Here is a 24,039-nt window from a genome sequence, read left to right as displayed (position 1 = left end):
ATTGCCAGCGTCAAAGGCGGATCACAGTTTTGGAGATACGCCATGGCGACGGCTTACCATATCGATCCTCGCGAGATCACCGATGCGGAGTGGAAGGTGCGGGTCGACCTCGCCGCCTTCTACCGCATCGCGGCGATCTATAAGTTCGACGACTTCCTCTACACGCATATCTCGGCGCGCGTGCCAGGCCCCGATCACCATTTCCTAATCAACCCATTCGGCCTCACCTTCGACGAGATCACCGCGTCCAGCCTCGTCAAGATCGACCTGGACGGCAACATTCTGTCGGACAGCGCGTACGGCATCAATTATGCGGGCTTCGTGATCCACTCGGCGATCCATGCCGCTCGTGAGGATGCACACTACATCGCCCACTTCCATACCGCCGACGGCATGGGCGCTTCGGCTCACGCTGAAGGGTTGCTTCCCATCAGCCAGCGCGCGCTCGGTATCATCCCCGAGCTGTCCTACCATGACTACGAAGGTGTCGCGCTCAATTTGGACGAGCGAGAGCGGCTGGTGCGCGATCTTGGCGATGCCAAGCTGATGCTCTTGCGAAACCATGGCACGCTGGCTTTGGGAGCGACCCCGGGGGAGGCGTGGAGCGGCATCTATCAGCTTGAATCCGCCTGTTCGGTGCAAGTCGCCGCACTTGCCGGCGGGCGGCAGAACGTGTTGATCGCTCCCGATACCGCGCAGGAAGAAGTGCGTCGCCAGGCGCAATCCCGGCCCGAAGCAGCGCGCGCCCGCGAAGGCAAGCCGCATGGCGAGCTGGTATGGGACGCGGTGCTCCGCAAGGTCGCCCGCGAACTGCCGGGCTTTGACGCTTAAATCACTCGGCTGATGACGGATCCTCACTAGGCTATCAGCCATCCGCGTTGGCCCGATGACGCGAACGACCTTAGCATCAGAGGTGTCAAATGCGGCGACCCCCACCCGGGGCCGCCGCGGCAGCACTATGATCGCCCAAGCGCAGCTGGAACCAAGCCGCCTTATCGAGGAGCACGAAACCATGGCATCCGCCGCTATCGCCAAGCCCGCAGTCGACTTTACCGTCCGTCCCGTTCAGCCGACCATCGGCGCCGAGATCGAGGGTATCGACTTGTCGCGCAGGCTCTCGCCCGAGCAGATTGCCGCGATCCGGGCGGCCGTGATCGAACACAAGGTCGTGTTCTTCCGCGACCAGTCACTGACCAACGACGAGCACGCCGCCTTCGCCGCTGAGTTTGGTCCGCTCTACACGCACCCCAGCGCCCGCCGCGACGACAACGTGGCGGCCGTCCACGCGATCGCGGCGCGCGACGATTACGCGGCACGCTACCAGCGCGACGTGCTGGCCGGCGATGCCTACCACACCGACACCAGCTGGCGTTTGGTCCCGACATGGGGCGTTGTGCTGCGCGACATCGACCTGCCGCCCGTCGGCGGCGACACCGTGTGGGTGGACGCGAACCTAGCCTACGAAGGTCTTTCTGACGAGCTGAAGCAAAGGCTCGAAGGCAAGTTTGTCACGCACAACTTCAACGAAGAGCTGACCGGTTCCGGCCATCAGTACCCGATTGTCTCGCACCCGGTGCTTCGCATCCACCGCGAAACGGGCAACAAGATCCTCTGGGTCAACTTTTCGGAAAAACCGCAGATCCTCGGTATGGACCTGTCAGATAGCCGCGCGCTTCTTGCTGAGATCCTGCGCCAGTACAAGCGGCCCGAGTTTCAGGCACGCTTTTCGTGGCGCCCAGGCACGGTCGCGTTCTGGGACAATCGCGCCTCGGTGCACTACGCGGTCAAGAACTACGGCGATTATCCGCGCAAGCTGCATCGCATCCTGATCGCCGACGAACCGCTTTACGCCGACCTTTGAGCCGGCTTGCACGTCTCGTCCGCTCATGAGCGACAAGCTTTTCGATCAGTTGCGCCAAGGCGCGCTGCCTCGCCGGTCGCTGCTCGCGCTCATGGGCGGGGCAGCATTGGCTGCGTGCAGCGGGCGTGGAGGCAGCGGCGACGCCAGCGGCAGGCTCCTTGCCGGCGACCAGCGCGGCGGTTCTCGCATTGTGATCGAGGGTGCGGGCAAACTCACCGGCGCCCCGTACCAGATCGTCTGGTCGCAGTTCCCCAATGCCGCGCCGCTGCTCGAGGCACTGAATGCCGGTGCGATCGATGCCGGTGTTGGTGGCGATTCCGCGTTCATCTTCGCGATCGGCTCGGGGGCCACAATCAAGGCCATCGGTGCGCAGCAATCGCGCGGAGCCGGTCCCGTAATTCTGGTGCGCGGCGATTCCCCGATCAGATCCTTGGGCGATCTGGCGGGGAAGACCGTTGCCACCCCCCGCGGCTCGATCAGCCACAACCACGTGCTCGCGGTGCTGGAGGCTTACGGCCAGCCGTATGACGCAGTACATTTTGCTTTCCTATCGCCGTCCGATGGCCGGGCGGCGCTTGAGAGCGGTGCGGTCGACGCCTGGGCGATCTGGGACCCGAACGCCGCCGCGGCCGAGAAGGAAGGCGCCCGCATTCTCAAGGGCAAACAGGATCTTGTACCCGGCTATGCCTTCCTGTTCGGCCGTGAAGGCGCGATCACCGACAAACGTGCCATCCTGAAAGACTATCATGATCGGCTCTATGCCGGCTGGCAGTGGTCGCGCGACAATCAGGCGGGATATGTCGAACTGATGCACCGCGACACCGGAATGCCGCTCGACGTGCTGACCGTTACCGCGACGCGCAACGACCGTGTGCCGGTACCCATCGACGCAGCGCTGATTGCGGCCGAACAGCAGACCGCTGACCGCTATTACCGCGCCGGCGTACTGGCTGAGCGGGTCGACGTGCACGTCGGCTTCGACGCCAGCTTCGCATGAGCGGCGTGCGCTACAACGCGGCGCATTGGGGCGTCTACGAGGTTAGAGCGGGCGCCGGGGACGGGCCGCCGACGCTGGCGCCGCTCAGCAGCGATCCCGATCCCAATCCGATCGGGCTCGACCAGCTCGATCCCTCGGTCACGCGGTTGCGGATCAAGCGACCAGCGGTGCGGCGCGGCTGGCTTGAGCATGGCCCTGGCGCGACGACCCATCGCGGACATGATCCGTTCGTCGAAATCGAGTGGGACACCGCGCTCGACCTTGTCGCGGCTGAGATCGCCCGCGTGCGCGAGCAGCACGGCAATGCGGCGATCTTCGGCGGTTCGTATGGTTGGGCCAGCGCAGGGCGCTTCCACCATGCGGTCGGCCAGTTGCATCGCTTCTACAACCACGTTGGCGGCTATGTTCGCAGCGTCGACAGCTACAGCCTGGGCGCCGGGCGCGTGCTGATGCCCCATATCGCCGCGCCTATGGACGAGAGCAATGCCGCGCACACCAGCTGGGACGTGCTGGAGCGCCATACCGAACTGTTTGTCGCCTTTGGTGGCGTGCCGCTGAAGAACACGCGCGTCTCCTCCAGCGGCGCAGGGCGCCATCGCGCCCGCGACGGCTTGCGCCGCTTGCGCGAGGCAGGTGCGCGGATCGTCAACATCGGGCCGGTCGGGGACAACCTGGGACAGGGCGACGCTTCGCAGTGGATTCCGATCCGCCCCAACACCGACGCCGCGATGATGCTGGCGCTCGCCTTCGTGGTGCTGCACGATCCACGTTTCGACCCTGACTTTCTCGACAGCCACACCATCGGTTTCGAGCGCTTTCGCGCATACCTGCTTGGCGAGGTCGATGGTGTGTCCAAGACACCCGCCTGGGCGGAGGCCATCACGACGGTGCCGGCCGCCACGATCGAGGCGTTGGGCCGCGATCTGCTTTCGCACCGCACGATGATAAACGCTGCCTGGGCACTGCAGCGCGCCGCGCATGGCGAACAGCCGTTCTGGGCGCTGGTCGCGCTGGCGGCCATGGTCGGGCAAATTGGGTTGCCGGGCGGCGGCTATGGTGTCGGCTATGGCGCGATGAACGTCATGGGAAGCGGCCATCCGCACGTGCCCGGACCGGTTGTGCCCCAAGGCGTGAACCCGGTGCCGGACTTCATCCCCTGCGCCCGCGTCGCCGACATGCTGCTGCACCCGGGCGCACGGTTTCGCTACAATGGCGGCGTCCACACCTATCCCGACATCCGCCTGATCCACTGGGCGGGCGGCAACCCGTTCCACCACCATCAGGATCTCAACCGGCTGGAGCGTGCCTGGACCCGGCCTGAGACCATCGTGGTTCACGAGCAGTTCTGGAACCCGCACGCGCGTCGTGCGGACATCATCCTGCCCGCCACCACCAGCCTGGAGCGCGACGACATCGGCTTCGCCACTCGCGAAGGGCTCTACATCGCGATGCGCCGGGCGGTAGCACCGGTGGGTGAGGCGCGCGACGACTTCGCGATCTTCACCGATCTCGCAGCGCGCCTTGGTGTCGACGCCGAGTTCACCGAAAGCCTCGACGTGCGCGGCTGGCTTGCGCGCATCTACGAAGAGAGTCGCGCGAAAGTACAGGCGCAAGGAATCGCACTGCCGGACTTCGCGGCCTTTTGGGAAGACGGCCTGATCGACTTGTCGCCGCACGACGCACCACATGTGATGCACGCCGACTTTCGCCGTGATCCGTTGGCGCATCCGTTGGCAACGCCATCGGGCCGGCTGGAGATATTTTCCGAGCGGATCGCCGGCTGGGGCCTTCCCGACTGCCCTGGCTATCCGGTCTGGCGCGAGCCCTACGAATGGTTGGGCCACGACAGCGCGCACAAGTTCCCGTTCCACCTCTTGTCCGACCAGCCGGCGCGTCGCCTGCACGGTCAACTGGATCCAAGCCCCTACAGTCGTGCGGGCAAGATCGCCGGGCGCGAGCCAGTCTACCTCAACAGTGCCGACGCCGCCCGCCTTGGTATCGCGGCCGGCGACGTCGTGGAACTATTCAACGACCGCGGCCGCTGCCTCGCCGGCGCGCAGCCGAGCGACGCGATCATGCCTGGCGTGCTGCGGCTGGCTACCGGTGCATGGTACGATCCGGTCGACGGGCTCGACCGCCATGGCAATCCTAACACGCTGACGCTCGATCTGCCCTCGTCCAGCCTTTCTCAAGGCTGCGCTGCCCAGACGTGCCTCGTGGGCCTGCGCCGTTACGAGGGAGACCCGCCGCCGGTAACGGCTTTCGATCTGCCGGAATTCGTCGATATTTCTATCATGGCAGTGGCCAAATCATAGATCATCAAATGTTCTGACAAAGATCGATATAATCTTAAATTACTATCGCGTAAATAGCTGTAATTGACGGATTTAATATTTAAGATAAGCGGATAAGTATAAGATAATATTGGTTGTTTTCGATCCAACGACGGCGTGAATATCATGCAGTATGTTTTGGACAGGGGCGATCCATGATTTCTGCGCGATCTTTTCTGCTGTCGCCATCGCCAGCGGCTTCCAGCCTCGCGCTTGGCGTGGCGCTGGCATCGGCGCCAGCTCTGGCCGCTGATGATGTCGGGGCTGCAGCTCCCGTCGATGACATCGTCGTCACCGCGCGCTTCCGCAACGAGAGCGCGCAACGCGTGCCGATCGCGATCTCTGCGCTTCCCGGCGAGCGCCTGTCGGCGCAAGGTGCGTTCAACATCAAGCAGGTGGTGCAGCAGCTCCCCAGCCTGAATATTCAAGGTTTCAGTGGTCGCAACCAGACGATCACCATCCGCGGCGTCGGCACCAACTCGGGCGGCACCAATGACGGGCTGGAGCAAGGCGTCGGCATCTACGTTGACGGCGTCTATCGCCCGCGCACTGGGTCGGTCATCACCGATCTCGTCGATATCGAGAGCATCCAGCTGCTGCGCGGACCTCAAGGTACGCTGTTCGGCAAGAACACCGTAGCCGGTGCGCTCGACATCCGCACCCGCGAGCCCGAGTTCGACACCGAGTTGCGGGGCGAGGCGACGTACGGCAACAAGGACTACGTACGCGTCAGCGTGAGCGCCAATGCCGCGCTTGGCGACACGCTGGCGTTCCGCGCGACGTACTTGCGTACTTCGCGCTCGGGCCTGATCCACAACACCCGCTATGACGAGGATTGGGACAACCTCGACAACCACTCCGCGCGGTTCGACCTGCTGTGGAAGCCGAAAGCGGACTTCAAGCTGCGGTTCATTGCCGACTACAGCATCCAGAAGGGCGACGTCGGTTTTCAGAGTATCGGCGGCGTGTTGCCGACGGCTCTGGCCAACGGGACCGAGGTGCGGGGATTCTACCGCCGCGCTGCCGATGTCGGCTACGTTCCCGGATCGTTCGACCCCTTCGATCGTGAGACCGACATCGACAGCTCGCAGCGCGACAAGATGCCGAGCTATGGCTTCCAGGCCCGCGCAGACTGGGACACAGGTCCGTTTACGTTCACGTCCATCACTGCCTATCGCAACTGGAAGTGGATACCCAACTACGACGGGGACCAGTTCGGCGCCAATGTCATCGTCCAGAGCGTCGTTGAAACCGACCAGCAGCAGTTCAGTCAGGAACTGCGTCTGACCTCGCCGGGTGGCGGCACGATCGACTATACCGCCGGTCTCTTTTATTTCTGGCAGGAGGCGGATGATGCCTCACGTCAGGTCTATGGCCGGGATGCGGTGGGCTGGTTGGTCACCGGCAATACCCCGAGCGCCGTGCCCAACCGGGTTCCGAGCGGCGTCGGCGCCGGTCTCGTGCTGCCGCCCGCAGCGCTAGAAGGGCTGGAGGCCTACGCTCACGTCGTCCCCGCCACGAAGAGCTACGCCGCCTACGGCCAGGCGACGTGGAACCTATCACCGGTGTTCCGCCTCACCGGAGGGCTGCGCTACACGTACGAGCGAAAGACGGGCCTTTACGATGCGGACGCGCGCGGCGATGTCGCCCCGCTTGCCACCTTCGCGTTGGCCATACGCCCGGCGATCGCCGCGCGGCGCGACGCGCTGGCGCCAACCTCAACCTACACCGCCAGGCGCGATACCGATAATATTTCGGGCACACTGATCGCAGCCTATGACCTGACCGACGACGTGCACAGCTACGCCAGCTACTCACGTGGCTACAAGTCGCCCGGGATCAACCTGGTGCGCCAGCAGCCCGGCATCGACATTTTCGTCCGGTCGGAAAAAGTGGACGCCTACGAACTTGGCCTCAAGAGCCGGGTGCCGGGCGGCGCCGCCGAGCTGAACCTGGCTTTGTTCTGGACGGACGTGGCGAACTACCAGGCCAATTTCGTCAACCGCGATGTCGCCCCGATCGTCTCGTACATAGCCAACGTCGGCAGCCTGCGTTCGCGTGGTGTCGAATTCGACGCGAGAGCCACACCGCTGCGAGGGCTATCCTTAACGCTCGCCGGAACTTACGACGACGCGCGCTATCGCCGCTATCCTAACGCGCCGGCACAGTACCTGAACTCTGTCGTGGGCACTGTCGACCTCTCTGGCAAACGCGCTGCGGGCACGCCCAAGTGGTCGCTGTCAGGTACCGCCGAATACGTCCACAATGCAGGTCCAACGCAAATCTACCTTGGTGGTGACGCCAGCTATCGTTCCAGCTTCAACGCCGTGGTCAACCTCGATCCTTTCGCGCGGATCCCCGGCTATGCGCTTTTCGGCGCGCACCTGGGCGTGCGCGCGGCGAACGGGCGCTGGGATGTGTCGGCCTGGGCGCGCAACCTGCTCGATAAGGATTACCTCAATACCGCCTCGGTCAGTTCGCAGTTCGGCGTCACCTTCGTATCTTTGGGTGAATCGCGGCTGTTCGGCGTGACCCTGCGTACACGGCTGGGCAGCTGATCGCTTATTGGCGCAACTCAAGGCTCGGATGTGAAAGCTCGTTAGCCGGCGCCCACCACCCCGCCTAGTCGGCGTTAACTCAACTAACAGGATAGACATGATGGCGGTGCGGGCGCTCCGGAATATTTGGCTCGTCGGCAGCGGTACGGCAGCCTTGATCATTGGAGGCACGGCGCATGCCGCGGACGGTGGCGCACCGGCCGCTATTGCTCCGGCGGACGAAGGCGGAGCGAGCGACGCCATCGTCGTCACCGGCGTACGCGGAGGCCCTCCTCGAACGGTAGCGGAAAGCCCGGCGCCGATCGACGTGGTCGGGGCCGAGAAGCTTGCCGGCACGGGTTCGGCCGAGTTTGGCGAGGCGCTGACGAAGCTGCTGCCTTCACTCAACTTCGGGGCGACGAACGCGGGCGTGTTCTCAGTGGTGCGCCCGGTGACGAACCGTGGCCTCAGCCCAGCCTACACACTGGTGCTCGTCAACGGCAAACGACGCCACAACAGCGCGTTCCTGACCAACGCCCCAACCGATTCCAGCGGGGTGAACCCGGTCGACCTCGACCTCATCCCGGCCAGTGCGATCGGGCGCATCGAAGTGCTGAAGGATTCCGCCGCGGCGCAATACGGCACGGACGCGATCGCCGGCGTCATCAACATCCAGCTCGACAAGTCGGAGGGTTTTGACGCGAGCGTGCGGTATGGCACCCAGTACAACGGCAATGGCGACCGCGACAGTTGGCAAGGGCAAGTCGGCTACGGCACCAAGCTGGGCGACGCTGGCTTCATTCGGCTGAGCGCGGATGTGCGCAGGCGTGGCGGCAATTGGTGGAACTTGCCGGCCACCGACACCAACCTATATGGACGCCCCAGCACCCGCAGCGTCGCGCAGGTGGGGGCGAGCGCTGGCCTGACCGCCGCGCAGGTCCAGGCCAACAGCGCTGCAGCCGCTGCGCGCAACGCGGCCTGGGACCAGGACGGCGCGCATAATGGCGACCCGGAAGTGAAGGCCTTCAACCTGTCGTACAACGCCGAGCTTGCGCTCAGCAGCCAGGTGACGCTCTACTCCTTTGCGACGTATGGCGACCGCGACGTGCAAATCGGCAATAACTTGCGGCGGCCGAACGGGAACGCCAATTTCACCGTGCTTTTTCCAGACGGATACTATCCGCTCAACAACATCGACGAGACCGATCTCCAATTCGTCTTCGGCGGCCGTGGCGAGTTCGGAGGATGGCACGTCGACTTGTCGAGCAGCTATGGGCGCAATCGTAGCCGGCAGTTCTCGAAGCTGACGATCCGGCCTTCCCTGGGGCCGACCAGCCCGACCGAATGGCCCAATCTCGCCAATTTCGAATTCTCGCAGTGGACCCATAACCTAGACGTAACGCGCGAGGTCGACCTGGGTCTGGCACGTCCAATCCAGGTCTCGTTCGGTGCGGAGTACCGGCTCGACCGCTTCCGTACACTCGCGGGCGATCCGCTGGCCTATACGCCGGCCAGCTACGTCATCCAGAAGGGCGACCAGCAGTATGATTGGAATGTCGGTGTCGCCGCTTCGCCGGTGGTGCAAGGCGCCATCGTGCTATCGCCCGCCGACCAGGCAGATGCCGCCCGGCGGGTTTATGCCGGCTATGTCGACCTTGGCATCTACCCGCTCGACAGCTGGTACATCGGCACGGCGGTGCGTGCCGAACATTATAGCGACGGTTCAGGAAGCCCGGTGGGCCTGAAGCTCAACAGCCGCTTCGAGGTGAGCCCGGCGCTTGCCGTTCGCGGCACGATCGGCACCGGATTTCGCGCGCCGTCACTGACTCAATCCGCCTATGCCCAGACCGACGGACGCACAGCTCTCGTCCTGAATCCGGCCACCGGTCTGACAGAGGCCACCCCTACCGTGGCCAAGCTGGTCACGCCCGACTCCGCGGTGGGCGCGCTGCTCGGCGCCAGGCACCTGAAGTCGGAGCGCAGCTGGAATGCCGGCGCCGGGCTGGTGCTGACACCGGCGTCGAACCTGAGCATCACCGCAGACGGCTACTACATCAAGATCAAGAACCGGATCGAGCGCACCGGCCGCCTGTTCGGGCCGGGCATCACCGCGATCCTGAACGCCAGCGGTTTGAGCGGGATCGAGCAGGCGGAATACTTCTTCAACGCCGTCGACAGTTCAACGCGCGGCCTTGACGTGGTGGCGGACTGGACGGTGTCGCCCGGCGCCATCGGCAAGCTGAATTTCAATGCGGCATTCAACTATAGCAAGACCAAGGTCGACAAGCTGCCGGACATCCCCGCGCAGTTGATCGGCGCCGACGGGGCGTCGCTGCTCGGTCCTGGCTCGGCATTCTTCGGCGGCGACCGCATCGGCGAACTGGAGGTGATCAATCCACGCACCAAGCTGGTGTTGAACGGCAACTGGACCAAAAGCGTGTTCGGCTTCTCGCTCACCACCACGCGCTATGGCAAGTATACCCAGCGCACCGCGGCCGGGGACGATCGCTTCTTCGGCGCCAAGTGGATCACCGACGTCAACGCTTCGCTGGCGGTCACAAAGTTCGCGACGTTGCAGGTCGGCGCGACCAACGTGTTCGACGTGCGTCCCGAGACGAACGGTCCGGGCAGCCCGCAAACCGGGCAGGGCTATTATGGCCCGTCTCCCTTCAATCCTGCGGGTGGATACTATTATGGTCGACTTGCCGTCAGCTTCTGATCGTCGCACATTCCTGAGCGGTGCTGCCGCGTTCGCGCTGCTTCCTCTGCTCGATGCGTGCACGGGCAAAACGGGAAGCGGCGACCTTGTTCTGGGCGATCAGGTCCATCTCGGCGAGACCCGGTTGCGCGCCGCAGGCCAGCTCGAAAAGGTGCCCTACGGCATAACGTGGGCCAACTTTCCCGGCGCTGCACCCTTGCTGGAGGCGCTGAACGCCGGTGCGGTCGACACCGCGCCGGCGGGTGACCTGCCGGTTATCCTTGCCGCCGCCGCCGGCTGCCGGCTCAAGATCGCTGCGGTCAACAAGGGTCTCCCACGGGCGATGGCGATCATCGTGCCCAAGGGATCGCCGATCCGTACGGTGGCGGACCTCGCGGGCAAGAGCGTCATCGTCTCAAGCGCGCGGGGCAGTATTTCGCAATACCTGCTGCTTGAAGCGCTGGCCGAGGACAAGGTGCCCATTTCGTCGGTAAAGATTGGCTTTATGCTGCCCAACGATGCTGCGGCCGCCTTCGCCACCGGCCAGATCGCTGCCTGGGCGACATTCGGCACGTACCAGGCGCGCGCTGAGGCTGACGGCGCCCGCGTGATCCGCGATGGCGCCGGGATCGGGCCGGGCTATTCGATCATTGCCGTCTCCGAGGCGGCCATCGCCAACCCGGCCAAGCGCAAGTCGATCATCGACTATCTAGGTCGCGCCCAGCGCGCTGGCATTTGGTCGCATCGGAACCTGGGCGCTTATGCCGACCTTTATGCCAAGCAGACGGGCATGGATCCCGCGATCGCCCAGATTGTGGTCTCGCGTGAAAATCCAGGGCTGCAGCAGCCCGATGCGGCGTTCGTAGCGGCACTTCAACGCGCTGCCGACAGGTTCCACGATCCTTACCGCGTGCTTCCGCGACGCGTCGATGTCGCGGCGCTGGTGGAGCCGGGACTGCTGCAGGCTTAGCGCCCTGTGCTTACGCCTGTGCCGGGGCGTCCGCAGCCGCGTCGAGTTCGCGGTTCGGCGCGGTGAGTTCCAGGCTGGGCCTGGGGCGGAGCGCGTGGCGCCAAGCGGCCAATGGCGCGATGTCGAGGGTTAGGGCATGGAGGCGGAAGGAAACGTAGTCGGCGGCCACCGCGGCGGTTATGTTTGCCAGGGTGAAATCGCCGTCGAGTTGACCGGGCAAAATCCGCGCGGACGTCTCGATCGCCTCCGACCAGCGGGCTATCCACGAGGCTGAGCGCTCCGGCTGTGGGCGGCGCAACTCGGAAGTGATGGAAAATGCGGCCTCGATGATGCCGTTGGCGAGCGCGTGGCGTTTCAGTTCGGCATTGCGGGCGTGTGGACCGCTCGGGATCAACCGATTACCGCCAACGTGGGCGTCCAGCCAATCAACGATCACGAGGCTATCGTAGATCACTGTCCCGTCGTCCAGGACAAGCGTGGGAATCTTGCCAAGCGGGTTGATCCTGCGAAAGTCCGGATCCTCCAGCGGCACGGTCGGCACCAATTGCACCGTATCAGCCAGGCCAAGCTCGATCAGGGCGATGCGGACCTTGCGGGCGAAGGGGGAAGGGGCACTGGCATAGAGTTTCATGCGTCACTGTCCTTGGCTGATTGTCCGGGCGGTCAGTAGTGGATCACGTTGGCGGACCCGCCGCCTGCGGCCATGACAGCGCCGCCGATGGCAGCACCTTGTGGCGAAGCGTGGAACCCGCGCGCCCGCAATTGCCCCCGCTTTGACGATACGGCCGATCGACGAGTAGCGCGGTCGGATATACGATGTAAGTCCTCCGCTTCGCCGAAGCGAGTGGCAAACGACACACTGTCAGTCATGCGGCGTGTCGGCAGGCATTCGCGAGGCTCACGCCGTCTCCCGGGGGGTCAGGCCGCTGAACGCGCCGCGCGCGCTTCGGTGTAGCGATTTGCGGCCTTGGGCAAGTCCAGCCGATCGCGGAAGGTTACGCCTTCGTAATCGTCGCGGAAGAGCCCGCGGGCCTGCAAGATTGGTACGACTTTCTCCACGAACAGGGCGAGTTGGCCTGGAAGTGCCTCGAAGATGACAAAGCCGTCTGCCGCATGATCTTCGAACCAGCGCTGCAGTTCGTTCGCGATCTTTTCCGGTGAGCCGACGAAGGCTCCGCGTGGGGCGGAGAGGCGCTCGACCACTTGGCGCAGCGTCAGATTCTCACCACGCACTTCCTCAAGGATGCGTTTGGTGGCGCTCTGCTGGCTGTTCAGACCGATGTGCTCGACGTCCGGGAACGGGCTGTCGAGATCATACTGGCGAAAATCGTGATCGTTGAAGCTACGTGACAGGAAGCCGAGACCTGTCTCGAGCGACTCCAGTCGGGCGAGTTCGCGATAGTTAGCTTCTGCCTCGTCGTCAGTTTCGCCGACGATCGGAGTAATACCGGGGAGGACCAGCAACTGCTCGGGATCGCGGCCGAAGCTGGCCGCACGTTCCTTCACGTCGGAGTAGTAGGAAAGACCCTCCTCATAAGTCGCAGCCGGAGCGAAAATGGCGTCGGCACGCCGCGCTGCGAAGTTGCGCCCGTCATAAGAAGCGCCGGCCTGGAAGATCACGGGTTGGCCCTGAGGGCCGCGCTTGATGTTCAGTGGACCGCGTACCCGGAAGTATTCCCCGTTGTGATCGAGGCGGTGCAACTTGTCGGGATTGACGAAGACGCCGCTGTCCTTGTCCGCCACATGGGCGTCATCCTCCCAGCTGTCCCAGAGGCCCTGAACGACGTCCAGGTACTCGGCAGCGATGCGATAGCGCACGTCATGGGCGGGATGCTCGGTTTTCGAGAAGTTCGCCGCAGTGTCGCCCAGCCAAGAGGTGACGACGTTCCAACCGGCGCGCCCACCGCTGATGTGATCGAGCGAAGCGAACTGGCGGGCCACGTTGAAAGGTTCGGAATAACTCACCGTCAGCGTCGCCACGAGCCCGATGTGCGAAGTGGCTCCGGCGAGCGCGGAGAGGATGGTGATCGGCTCGAAGCGATTGAGATAGTGGGGGCTGGACTTTTCGGTGATCGAGAGGCTGTCAGCAACGAACAGGAAGTCGAACTTGCCGTTTTCGGCAAGCTGCGCCTGCTCTCGGTAGTAGGCGAAGTTGGTGCTGGCATTGATGTCACGATCGGGATGGCGCCAGTCGTTCCAGGTCCGGCCTACACCGTGAAGGATGAAACCGAGCTTGATCTTGCGTGCCTTGGTCATCGTGCATGTCCGTCTGCGAAAGGTTGCACCAAGGTCTAGGCCGCGAAGGACGGCGCATCGAACGCGTTGTTGCAATAAGCAGGACAGCAATCCTAATGGGACCAAATCGGACCCGCACGAAAAAGGGCTGGACCGACAGCGCCGGCCCAGCATGAGTCTCAGGGTCGCACGACGAAAGGCTGGATGCTGTCAGGCCGCTTCCTTAGCATCGATCACGGCGGTGACTTCTGACAGCTGTGCGAGGATCGTATCGCTCTCGCTGCGGATCAGCCAGTCGGGGCTGACGTCGAACCAGCGCACCACGTTGCCTTGGTCGAGGATGAGCACGGCGGGCTGGGCGATTTCATAGCTGTTGGTTCCCAGCTTGGCGCCTATCCAGTCCTCACCCGGCACCACTGCGGGCTGTTCCTCGGGCAGGAAGGTGATGCCGAGCGAGCGGGTGAGAGCGTAGTCGGGATCACCCGCGACGATGAAGCCGAGGCCGTGCCGCTCGATGATCGAGAGATCGACCGGAAGCTGCGCGCTCACCGCAACCAGCGGGATCCCGGCCTTGCGCAATTGCGGCCACAATGTCCGGTTGTAATGAGGCAGGGCAAGGTTGCACGCAGGGCAGCCGCCGAAGCGGAAAAACACCAGAACCGCCGGTCCGCTTGCGGTCAGCGCTTCGCTCGTCAGCTTGGCGCCGTCTTGGTCGATAAGGGCAAAAGGCGCCAGTGTGGTACCGGGCTTCAGCTGCGCGAGAGCGGCATGACGTTCCACCAATATGCGCCGCTGATGGGCGTTGCGCTCGAGTTGCTCGGGTGTCCACGTTCGCTCACGTTCGGCCTGAAGCTCTGCGAAGCGTTCGCGCAACGACGGGTTGCTCATGGTGATCTCCTGAAAGGCGAAAGCGACTTTTGGACGATCACTGGATACGCGGACATTGAGTTTGAGCTACCAAACCATTGAACTTCGCAATATGCGAAGCTGATCGCCGTGACGGTCAGAGCGTACCGATGGTCTCGCGCGCGAGTTCTGCCAGCCTGGCTGTGGCGTTGGCTAGCGAAGGTGCGGTCTGCAAGATGCAGGAAACGCGCGGCAGCGCCGGCAACTCGGGCGCGTCGAGGGGTTCGTCCTGGGAGAACAAGTGCGTCCGGCAGGTGATGCCGAGCCCGGCTGTGACCGCAGCGCGCAAGGTAGTGAGGTTGGGCGTCTCCACGGTAATGCGATAGGAGCGCCCGGCATCCTCCAGCGCTCGGATCGCCGCTTCGCGGAAGCGGCACGGCGTCTCCAGCACCGCGAGCGGAATGGTGCTGTTGGCGAGCAGTTCGGGCTTGCCGTACCACGACATTGGCGCGGTGGTGATGCCGTTGGGATCGTTGTTGGCGGCGAAGCCCAGCACGATGTCGAGCTGGCGGTTCTCAAGCAACGAGAGCAATTCGGCCGTACCGGCGATCCGCGAGTAGATCTGTGCGTCGGGGTGCAACTCCGCAAAACGCGCGAGCAGGCCCGAAAGCATCATCTCGGCATAATCCTGTACCATGCCGATGCGCGCAGGACCGGAGAATTGCCCGGCGGATACAGCTGACACCGCCTCGTCGTGTAGCACCAGAACCTTACGCGCGTAGTCGAGCATCAGGTCGCCTGCCGAAGTCAGCGACAGGCGCCGACCCTCGCGGTGGAACAAGCTTTGCTGCAGCAGTTCTTCCAGCCGCTTGATCTGCAAGCTGAGCGCCGACTGGGTGACGAATACCCGCTCGGAGGCGTTCAGCATCGATCCGGTGTCGACGATCGCGACGAAGCTTCGCAGGAGATTGGTAGGCAAGTTCACGGGCATCGGTTCGGACTCTTCGATGGGAGGTCGACAGGTGGTGCGGGGCTGCGCTTCGACCTACTCTCGCATTTCGCCGTATTCTCAAGCAAATTAATAGATATTCGTCGCACAATAGCAAACCTATCGCTTTGCTCATCGTTCGATGATTGTCCTGCTTTCCGCCTGTTTTGCCGGAGAATCGCTACGCAGAACCTTCACTATGAGGATTGCTCATATGCCAAACCGGAATAACTCAATTGCCGTGGTAGAGTAATCTGTGGTGCCTTGTGTGCATGACAACCGGTCTCAACATTCCACTGCGCCAAAAGCCTGACATTGGCGGTCGCTTCAAAAAGATCGGCGCCGGCCTCGGCCAATCGCGCTGGCTGTCGCCCGCCATTCTCCTCGTCCTGTGGGAACTGGGCTCGCGCAGCGGGTTGATCCCGGAGCGAACGTTGGCGGCGCCCTCGTCAGTTTTGACTACCTTGCTGGGTATGATCGCCACCGGCGAGTTGCCGAGCAATTTGCTGGTGTCCACGATGCGTGTGCTGGCTGGCCTTGCCATTGGTGTGACCGCGGGCCTGCTGCTGGCGCTCGTCGCCGGTTTGTCTCGGAAGGGCGAGGTGACGGTCGATCCTCTCATGCAGATCAAGCGGACGATCCCGACCCTCGCGTTGACGCCGCTGTTCATCGTCTGGTTTGGCATCGGCGAGACTCCGAAGATCGCCCTTATCGCGTTCGCCTCGATGTTTCCAATATATCTTAATCTCTACAGCGGCATCCGCAGCGTCGACGTGCGTCTAGTCGAGGGCGCGCGTAGTTTCGGGCTCAGCCGATCGGAGTTGATCTGGCACGTCATCTTGCCCGGATCCTTGCCGTCGCTGCTGGTCGGCCTGCGCTATTCGTTGTCGATCGCGATCCTGGTGCTGGTCGTCGCCGAGCAGATCAATGCCTCGGCAGGCCTCGGCTACCTCATCAACAACGCCCGCGACTTCATGCGCACCGACATCATCGTGGTGTGCCTGATCGTTTACGCCATCCTCGGGCTTGGTGCCGACTGGCTCGTGCGGATCCTTGAAAACCGCGCACTTGCCTGGCGTCCCAGCCTCGTCAGTCAGTGACCTTCGAAAGGAAGACCATGGACGCGCGCCTATCCTTCTTCGCCGAACATCCCGCCAATCTGAGCAACGCTCGGGCATCCGCGCCGCGGGACGAGATCAGACCCTCTTCGATAGTCGATCCGGTCGTGAAGCTCGCCGGCTTCAACCGCACCTTCGGGGCCAACACCATCATCGCCAATCTCGATCTGCAGATCGCCGAGGGTGAGTTCGTGGCGCTGCTTGGCCGCTCGGGCTCAGGCAAGACGACGCTTTTACGCACGCTTGCCGGGCTCGATGACGCTAAAGGCCAGGACGTGACAATCCCCACCTCACGAGCGGTGGTATTCCAGGATGCGCGGCTGCTTCCCTGGAAGAAGGTCTGGCGCAACGTCGCGCTAGGCGTACGCGATTTGTCGGCGCGTGTGCGGGTCAAGGCGGAAGGCGCCCTGCGCGAGGTGGGCCTTGGTCATCGCCTCGACGCCTGGCCGCTTACGCTGTCGGGCGGCGAAGCGCAGCGTGTCGCGCTTGCCCGCGCGCTGGTGCGCGAGCCCAAGTTGCTGCTGCTCGACGAACCCTTCGCCGCGCTCGATGCATTGACCAGGCTCAAAATGCACGAACTCGTGCTCAGCTTATGGCGCGCGCACCGGCCCGCGGTGCTCATGGTTACGCACGACGTAGATGAAGCGATCGCATTGGCGGACCGGGTGCTCGTCCTCGACGGCGGCCGGATCGTCGCCGAGGAACGCATCTCTGCCGATCGTGGTGAGCGCGGCGACGTAGCTCGGGGTCTACGTCAGCGCCTGCTCGGCCGCTTGGGCGGCAATGTCGGCCACGCCAGTGTCATCCCGTTTCCGCAGAATATCGAAGCAATCACGTGAACGCGCAGACGAAGATCGAAGCGCCGGTGCGGATCGAGCGACTGCGCGGCTTTATCACGAGCCTGGCCGAACTCGTCGCCGCCACGCCACCTGAGGGCGAATTGCTCGAGGCTGGCGCCCTGCTGCTGGAGGGCCTCGTCGCGCATGACGACTGGCTGCCCAATGTTTTCGCCCGCTCTTCGTCGGAGGGTTACCGGCAGTACCTGCTCCATTGCGATAGTCGCGAGCGGTTCAGCGTTGTTTCGTTCGTATGGGGACCAGGGCAAGGCACGCCGGTGCATGATCACCGTGTATGGGGCCTCGTCGGCGTGCTGCGCGGGGCCGAACAGGTCGAGAACTATCGGTGCCGCCAAGGCCGTGGGCTCGAACAGGTCGGGCAAAGCGCCATCCTCAACCAGGGCGAAGTGGAAGTGCTGAGCCCGCGCAAGGGTGACATTCACCGCGTCAGCAACGCGCGAAAGGACGGGGTATCGGTATCGATCCACGTTTATGGAGGCAACATCGGCGCGGTCGAACGCGCGACCTTCGACGCAGCGGGATCGCCCAGGCGCTTCATTTCCGGCTATGCGAACGATGTCCTGCCCAACCTTTGGGACCGATCGAGAACGGCATGACCACACGCCCCGAAGACATCCGCAGCGCGCTTCTCGCGCGCGAGGAAATCGCCCTGCTCGACGTGCGCGAGGAAGCCGAGTTTGCGCTTGGTCATCCGCTGTTTGCCGCACAGCTGCCGCTGCGCCGGGTCGCGGTCGAGGCGCCCTGGCGCATTCCGCGCAAGGACACGCGGATCGTCGTCTATGACGCTGGCGAGGGGCTGGCCGTCCAGGCACTGGCTGAGCTGCGTGAACTCGGTTTTACCAACGTCGACGATCTCGCGGGCGGTCTCGCCGGCTGGCGCGAGGCCGGTTACGAAGTGTTTGAGGATGTTAACTCGTATTCCAAGGCATTCGGCGAACTGGTCGAGCATCGCCGGCACACGCCCTCGCTGCCCGCGCCCGACGTCCAGGCGTTGATCGACCAGAAGGCCGACATCGCCATTCTCGACGCACGCCGCTTCGATGAATACGCAACGATGAGCATCCCGAGCGGCCAGAGCGTGCCTGGAGCCGAGCTGGTACTGCGCGCGCCGCTTGCCGCGCCCGATCCGGACACCACGATCATCGTGAATTGCGCCGGCCGCACCCGAAGCATCATCGGTACCCAGTCGCTGATCAACGCCGGGTTGCCGAACCGGATCTTCGCGCTGCGCAACGGCACGATCGGGTGGACGCTCGCCGGGCAGCAGCTTGCGAACGGGCGGCAGGAAAGCGTCAAGGGACATGCCGCCCAAGATATCGATATCGCCCGGCACCGGGCTCGCGACGTCGCCTATCGCGCTGGTGTGCGGCGCATCTCGGACGTTGAGCTTGCGCACTTGCAACGGGACGCTGCCCGCACCCTCTATTGCTTCGACGTGCGCCAACCCGCCGACTACGCGGCCGGGCACTTGCCTGGTTTCCGCAATGCCCCGGGCGGCCAGCTGGTGCAGGAGACCGATCACTTCGCGCCCGTGCGCGGAGCCCGTATCGTTCTCGCCGACGACCTCGGCTCACGCGCTGATATGACCGCTTCGTGGCTGGCGCAGCTAGGATGGGAGGTACTGGTGCTCGACCACGATTTCGCCGGTCAACTCGATACCGGTGGTGACACTGCCCCGCCAGCCCGCGGTCCCGAAGGCCGCTACAAGCGCCCGTACGAGGGTACCGATAACGCACAGGCCGCCATGCAGGCCTACCTCAATTGGGAATACGGCCTTGTCGCGCAACTCGCGCGCGATGGCACCCACGGCTTTTTCGTCATCTGACATCCAGGAGGACACTCATGTCCGTCAAGTTCATCGGTTACATCGGCTTTAACAACACCTCGGAGGTGCACAATGGCGTGAGATCGCGCGGCCTCGACCTCGACTACGTCAATGCCGCTGCCAAGGCGCAGGAAGAGGGTGACTTCGATCGCGTGCTGATCCCGTTCGGCTCGAACTCGCCCGAAAGCCAGATCGTCGCGGCTCATGCTGCGGCGTTGACCAGCAAGCTTGGCTTCCTCGTCGCTCACCGGCCCGGCTTCACCCAGCCGACACTTGCCGCGCGTCAGCTGGCAACGCTGGATCAGCTCTCTGGTGGGCGCATTGCCGTGCACATCATCACTGGCGGCGCTGACGAAGAAATGGCGCGAGACGGCGACGTTGGCCCGAACAAAGCCGAGCGCTACGCCCGTACTGACGAGTATCTCGACATCCTGCGCCGGGAATGGACCGCCACCGAGCCATTTAATCACAAGGGAACGTGGTACGAGGCGCGTGGCGCCTTCAGCTCGATCAAGCCGCAGAACCTGCCGGTCTTCTTTGGCGGCTCCTCGCCCGAGGCGATCGACGTCGCCGGCCGCCATGCGGACATCTACGCGTTGTGGGGCGAGACGCTCGAGCAAGTCGGCGACGCGGTGCGTCAGGTCCGCCGTTCCGCTGCGCGCTTTGGCCGCAACCCCGGCTTCTCGCTTTCGCTGCGCCCGGTGATTGCCGATACGGAGGAGGCGGCTTGGAAGAAAGCCGACGCCATCGTCGAGCGTGTCCGCGCGAACCGCGAAGCGGCCGGTCTCCCGACTTCCGGGCACCAGCCGCCCAATGCAGGTTCGCTGCGCCTGCTCGAAACTGCACAAAGCGGCCGCCGTGACTCGCGTCTGTGGACCGGGGTTGCCGCGCTTACCGGCGCGGCGGGTAACAGCACCGGCCTCGTCGGCACACCCGAGCAGGTCGCTGAGAGCATGCTCGAATATTATGACTTGGGCATTGATCATTTCCTGATCCGTGGGTTCGAGCCGCTGGCCGACGCGATCGACTATGGCCGCGAACTGATCCCGCTGGTCCGCGCCAGGGTGGCAGAGCGCATCGGTCAGCCTATCGCGCTCGCCGGTTGAGAGCGGCACTGGAACTGCCCATGATTCGCCGTCGGAACTTCCTTGCTGCCTCGATGGCCTCGCTGACGCTTGCCGCTTGTGGTCGTGGCGGCGGCAAGGTTTTGCGCGTCGGTAGTCAGAAGGGCGGCACCAAATCGCTGATGCTGTCCGCCGGCGTACTCGACGGCATCGGCTATGCGGTCGAATGGGCAGAGTTCCCGGCGGCGCAAAACCTGCTTGAGGCCCTTGGCAGCAATGCCATCGACGTCGGCCTGGTCGGCGACGCGCCGTTCCAGTTCGCCTACCAGACGGGCAGCCCGATCCAGGCGGTAGCCGCGCAGCGAAGCGACAGCCGGGTGACCGGGGCGCTCGGCATCGTCGTCGCCAAGGGATCGCCAGCGCGCCGGTGGGAGGACTTGCGCGGTAAGGCGATCGCCACCGGGCGCGGTAGCATCGGTCATTATCTGATCCTGCGCGCGGTGCAGCGGGCGGGGTGGCCGAACGACGCGGTGCACATCGTCTTCCTCTCGCCGAGCGACGCGGCGGCGGCACTGGCGGCCGGTTCGGTCGCGGCTTGGTCAACCTGGGGACCGTACATTCCGCTCGCGCTGGAGCAGGGCGGGCGCGTCGTGGTCGAGGGCAACGCCTATGTCGACGGTTATGGCTTCGAGGTCGCCAACATCACCGCGATTGCCGACAAGCGAGACATCCTGGGCGATTTCCTCACGCGGGAGGTAAGGGCGCTCACCTGGGCGGCGGGGCACGTCGATGCCTATAGCAAGGTCCTGGCGCAGGAGACCGGGCTGCCGCTGTCGATCGCGCGCTGGGTTGCCGAAAAGGGGCAGCGTCAACCTGTGCCGATCGACGGTGCGCTCATCCAGGATCAGCGCGAGGTGCTCGATACTTTCGCGCATGCCGATGCGATTGCGGCGAAGCGGGCGCTTTCACAAGCCTTCGTGCCGGACTTGGTCAAGTTGCCAGCCTGATACCCGCGCAAGTTCGACCTCGACCACAGCACATCCGATAGATTTCACCGCAAGGCCGGGGCGGCCTTGTGGGCGACAGGGAGTATGACATGAAGACCAAGGCGATACGCGCGGGCATCCGGGCCGGCGGCGCGGGCCTCGCACTGGCTATGACCGCCCCGGTATGGGCGAGCGATACGCTATCGGCCTTGGGCAGCGCCGCGGCCGCAGCGGACGATGGGTCTTCCGCTGATGCGGGTGAAGGCTCTGCGATCGTCGTCACCGGGGTTCGCGGGGCGCAGCCGCGAACAGTGGCCGATAGTCCCGTGCCTATCGACGTCATTGGTGGACAGGAGCTGCGGGCCACCGGGCGCACCGGCCTCAAGGAGATTCTGGCGAACATCGTGCCGTCGCTGACGATGCCGGCGCTTGCCGGTGGCGGTACATCGTCAAGCGCCAAGCCGATCTCGATCCGCGGCCTTAGCGGCGACTACGTGCTCGTACTTGTGAATGGCAAGCGCCGGCATACGACCTCCCTAATCAACAACCTTTCGCGTGTGTCGGGCGGCTCCACTCCGGCCGACCTTGACCTGCTCGCGACGAACGCGGTCGGCCGGGTCGAAGTGCTGCGCGACGGTGCGGCGGCGCAGTACGGCTCGGACGCGATTTCCGGCGTGATCAATTTCATCCTCGACGACCGGCCCGATGGCGGCGCTCTGACCAGCACCGTGGGTCAACAATACAGCAAGGGCGCGCTTCTGCTGCAGCAGACCGCCAGTTATGGCACCAATATCGGTGATGGATTCGTGCGCTTCGCAGTAGAGGGCAAATACCACGACCGCGCCAAGCCTTCGGGCGCGATCGTCGCCGATGCGGTCGACCTCTATCCGCGACTGGCCGACGGCTCGCGCGACCCCCGCGAGGGGACCATCGATCGTGATCGCGCCGGCAACTACGGCCGCACCAATCGCGATGTTATCGTCAACGGCACCTACAATGGCGAGATGCCGGTGGGTGGCGACACCACCTTCTACAGCTTCGGTACGCTCAGCTACCGTAACATCCGCGATGGGCGTGGCCAATTCAACGCCAACAACATCAACTCGCTGCCCGAACTCTACCCCGACGGCTTCCTTGCCAAGCGACGCATCAAGGAAATCGACTTTCAGGTTGCCGCGGGCTTGCGCACCAAGCTGCTTGGCTTCGACGTCGATCTCAGCAGCACTTATGGTCGCGACCACGTGCGGCTGGGCGCAGAAGACACGCTCAACCCGTCGCTGGGGCCGACCAGCAAGACCAGCTTCTACATGGGCACGCAGATCTCGACGCAGTGGGTCAACAACCTGGATTTCAGCCGCAACTTCGATATCGGTCTTGCTGGACCGCTCACCCTGGCGCTTGGCCTTGAACATCGCTGGGAGCGGTACCAGAACAAGGCGGGCGAGCCTGACAGCTATCGTGACGGCGGCTACGTCATTCCGGTCGGCACCACTCCGTTCGAGCTGCTGTTCGGCGGCCAGCGTCCTGCTGCGAGCCTGGTCTCGTTCACTGGCACCACACCTGCCGACGCCTTCGTGCTCACCCGCAACAACTTCGCCGCCTATGCCGACATCGGCGCCGATGTGGCAAAGGGCTGGTACGTCGGCTTCGCGGGTAGAGCCGAACACTATACCGACAGCTCTGGCGACACTATCAGCGGCAAGTTCTCCACTCGCTATGAGATCGCACCCGGCTTCGCGTTGCGCGGCGGCGGCAACACCGGCTTTCGCGCGCCATCGCTGGCGCAACAGGGCTTTTCGACATCGCAGAACACCGGCGTTACCATCAATGGCGATCTGGTGACGCAGCTGGTAAAGTTCCTGTCTCCCGGCGATCCGATCGCGGCGTTCCTGGGCGCGAAGCCGCTGACGCCGGAAAAGTCGCGCAACTTCACTGCCGGCGCGACGTATGAATCCGGCCCGTTCCGTCTGACCGTGGATGGCTACCAGATCCGTATCAAGGACCGGATCGTAAAGACCGAGATTCTCAACAGCGCCGAGGCCAAGGCCATCCTCACCAGCCCCGACGTGACCGCGATCCTCGCGACGCGCGGCGTGCCAGGGATCAGCAGCGGGCAGTTCTTTATCAACGGCGTCGACACCCGCACGCGCGGCATCGACGTGGTTTCCGAATACACGCTCGACACAGCCGACATCGGTAAATTCCGGCTGAGCGCAGCCTTCAGTTACAACCGCACGAAGATCCTCGACATCGCCGCCAACCCAGCAAACCTCAGCAACACGATCCTGTTCGGCCGCCAGGCACGCACCGACATCACCAGCGCTTCGCCGCGCAGCAAGGTCGTGCTCACCGGCGACTGGACGCTTGGCAAAGTGCACACGGTCCTACGCGGTACCCGCTTCGGCGGCTACACCGAGGCTGGCAGTAGCAACACCTCAACCGCCGACGACCGTACGTTTGGCGCCAAGTGGATCGCCGACATCGATGTCTCGGTACAGCTCAACCCGACGATCAACCTCGCTGTTGGCGCGAACAATCTGTTCGACACCTACCCCGACGCGATCGGCGTGATACAGGCTAACACGGGCATCAACTACTACGGTATGTTCTCACCGTTCGGCCTCTCGGGTGGATTCTATTACGCACGGGTGGGTGTGGACTTCTAAGTCGAAGCCAGCGTGCCTTGGGAGAAGATTACGAGGTAGTGTTGTGCTGCAGCCGGCG

At 63.9% G+C, this 24,039-nt stretch carries 18 protein-coding genes; 14 read left to right on the top strand and 4 right to left on the bottom strand.

Going from position 1 to position 24,039, the window contains the following annotated elements; all coding sequences use genetic code 11:
* Nucleotides 1–42: 42 nt before the first annotated feature.
* From ACXJ1Z_RS02200 to ACXJ1Z_RS02170, 7 genes are all read left to right on the top strand, one after another.
* The gene (locus ACXJ1Z_RS02200; RefSeq protein ID WP_463779227.1) at nt 43–831 is read left to right on the top strand and encodes a class II aldolase/adducin family protein; all 789 of its coding nucleotides are present in this window, start codon (nt 43–45) and stop codon (nt 829–831) included.
* Between the two features lie 181 nt (nt 832–1,012).
* On the top strand, nt 1,013–1,861 hold the full coding sequence (locus ACXJ1Z_RS02195; RefSeq protein ID WP_463779226.1) for a TauD/TfdA dioxygenase family protein: 849 nt from the start codon (nt 1,013–1,015) through the stop codon (nt 1,859–1,861).
* A 25-nt stretch (nt 1,862–1,886) separates the two neighbouring features.
* Complete coding sequence (locus ACXJ1Z_RS02190; RefSeq protein WP_463779225.1) at nt 1,887–2,858, top strand: aliphatic sulfonate ABC transporter substrate-binding protein; 972 nt, start codon at nt 1,887–1,889, stop codon at nt 2,856–2,858.
* Nucleotides 2,855–5,173: a molybdopterin-dependent oxidoreductase gene (locus ACXJ1Z_RS02185; RefSeq protein ID WP_463779223.1), complete on the top strand. Its 2,319-nt coding sequence runs from the start codon at nt 2,855–2,857 to the stop codon at nt 5,171–5,173. The genes ACXJ1Z_RS02190 and ACXJ1Z_RS02185 overlap by 4 nt, the downstream gene beginning before the upstream one ends.
* 236 nt (nt 5,174–5,409) lie before the next feature.
* Entirely contained in the window at nt 5,410–7,749 is a 2,340-nt protein-coding gene (locus ACXJ1Z_RS02180) for a TonB-dependent receptor (protein ID WP_463779222.1), read from the top strand.
* A 154-nt stretch (nt 7,750–7,903) separates the two neighbouring features.
* Nucleotides 7,904–10,447, top strand: a complete 2,544-nt coding sequence (locus ACXJ1Z_RS02175) for a TonB-dependent receptor plug domain-containing protein (RefSeq protein WP_463779220.1) — start codon at nt 7,904–7,906, stop codon at nt 10,445–10,447.
* Entirely contained in the window at nt 10,422–11,396 is a 975-nt protein-coding gene (locus ACXJ1Z_RS02170) for an ABC transporter substrate-binding protein (RefSeq protein WP_463779218.1), read from the top strand. The genes ACXJ1Z_RS02175 and ACXJ1Z_RS02170 overlap by 26 nt, the downstream gene beginning before the upstream one ends.
* Before the next feature lie 10 nt (nt 11,397–11,406).
* On the opposite strand, the gene ACXJ1Z_RS02165 is transcribed toward ACXJ1Z_RS02170, so the two are convergent.
* The 4 genes from ACXJ1Z_RS02165 to ACXJ1Z_RS02150 all read right to left on the bottom strand — a co-directional run bounded on the left by ACXJ1Z_RS02165 (nt 11,407) and on the right by ACXJ1Z_RS02150 (nt 15,468).
* Nucleotides 11,407–12,027, bottom strand: a complete 621-nt coding sequence (locus tag ACXJ1Z_RS02165; RefSeq protein ID WP_463779217.1) for a glutathione S-transferase family protein — start codon at nt 12,025–12,027, stop codon at nt 11,407–11,409.
* Nucleotides 12,028–12,314: 287 nt separating this feature from the next.
* Entirely contained in the window at nt 12,315–13,652 is a 1,338-nt protein-coding gene (locus ACXJ1Z_RS02160; protein ID WP_463779216.1) for an LLM class flavin-dependent oxidoreductase, read from the bottom strand.
* A gap of 189 nt (nt 13,653–13,841) precedes the next feature.
* Nucleotides 13,842–14,519 (bottom strand): peroxiredoxin-like family protein, encoded by a 678-nt coding sequence (locus ACXJ1Z_RS02155; protein ID WP_463779215.1) that lies wholly within the window; start codon nt 14,517–14,519, stop codon nt 13,842–13,844.
* A 115-nt stretch (nt 14,520–14,634) separates the two neighbouring features.
* A complete protein-coding gene (locus ACXJ1Z_RS02150) occupies nt 14,635–15,468 on the bottom strand; it encodes a LysR substrate-binding domain-containing protein (RefSeq protein ID WP_463779213.1) in 834 nt (277 codons plus the stop codon).
* A 269-nt stretch (nt 15,469–15,737) separates the two neighbouring features.
* Here ACXJ1Z_RS02150 and ACXJ1Z_RS02145 point away from each other — a divergent pair, with 269 nt between their 5' ends.
* The 7 genes from ACXJ1Z_RS02145 (at nt 15,738) to ACXJ1Z_RS02115 (ending at nt 23,981) form a co-directional block, all read left to right on the top strand.
* Nucleotides 15,738–16,565, top strand: a complete 828-nt coding sequence (locus ACXJ1Z_RS02145) for an ABC transporter permease (protein WP_463779212.1) — start codon at nt 15,738–15,740, stop codon at nt 16,563–16,565.
* Between the two features lie 17 nt (nt 16,566–16,582).
* Nucleotides 16,583–17,422, top strand: a complete 840-nt coding sequence (locus tag ACXJ1Z_RS02140) for an ABC transporter ATP-binding protein (RefSeq protein WP_463779210.1) — start codon at nt 16,583–16,585, stop codon at nt 17,420–17,422.
* Complete coding sequence (locus ACXJ1Z_RS02135; RefSeq protein ID WP_463779208.1) at nt 17,419–18,036, top strand: cysteine dioxygenase family protein; 618 nt, start codon at nt 17,419–17,421, stop codon at nt 18,034–18,036. The genes ACXJ1Z_RS02140 and ACXJ1Z_RS02135 overlap by 4 nt, the downstream gene beginning before the upstream one ends.
* Nucleotides 18,033–19,265 carry a rhodanese-like domain-containing protein gene (locus tag ACXJ1Z_RS02130; protein ID WP_463779206.1) on the top strand — a complete coding sequence of 411 codons (1,233 nt, stop codon included), beginning with the start codon at nt 18,033–18,035 and terminating at the stop codon, nt 19,263–19,265. The genes ACXJ1Z_RS02135 and ACXJ1Z_RS02130 overlap by 4 nt, the downstream gene beginning before the upstream one ends.
* A 17-nt stretch (nt 19,266–19,282) precedes the next feature.
* Nucleotides 19,283–20,371, top strand: coding sequence for an LLM class flavin-dependent oxidoreductase (locus ACXJ1Z_RS02125; RefSeq protein ID WP_463779205.1), 1,089 nt, complete (start codon nt 19,283–19,285; stop codon nt 20,369–20,371).
* A gap of 20 nt (nt 20,372–20,391) precedes the next feature.
* Nucleotides 20,392–21,336 (top strand): ABC transporter substrate-binding protein, encoded by a 945-nt coding sequence (locus ACXJ1Z_RS02120; RefSeq protein ID WP_463779203.1) that lies wholly within the window; start codon nt 20,392–20,394, stop codon nt 21,334–21,336.
* Nucleotides 21,337–21,425: 89 nt separating this feature from the next.
* Complete coding sequence (locus tag ACXJ1Z_RS02115) at nt 21,426–23,981, top strand: TonB-dependent receptor plug domain-containing protein (RefSeq protein WP_463779201.1); 2,556 nt, start codon at nt 21,426–21,428, stop codon at nt 23,979–23,981.
* The last annotated feature ends 58 nt before the right edge of the window (nt 23,982–24,039 follow it).

The sequence above is a fragment of the Novosphingobium sp. TK46 genome, from assembly GCF_055361525.1.
The sequence above is the reverse complement of the archived record's forward strand: the minus strand, read 5'-3'. Positions and strand labels throughout refer to the sequence as shown.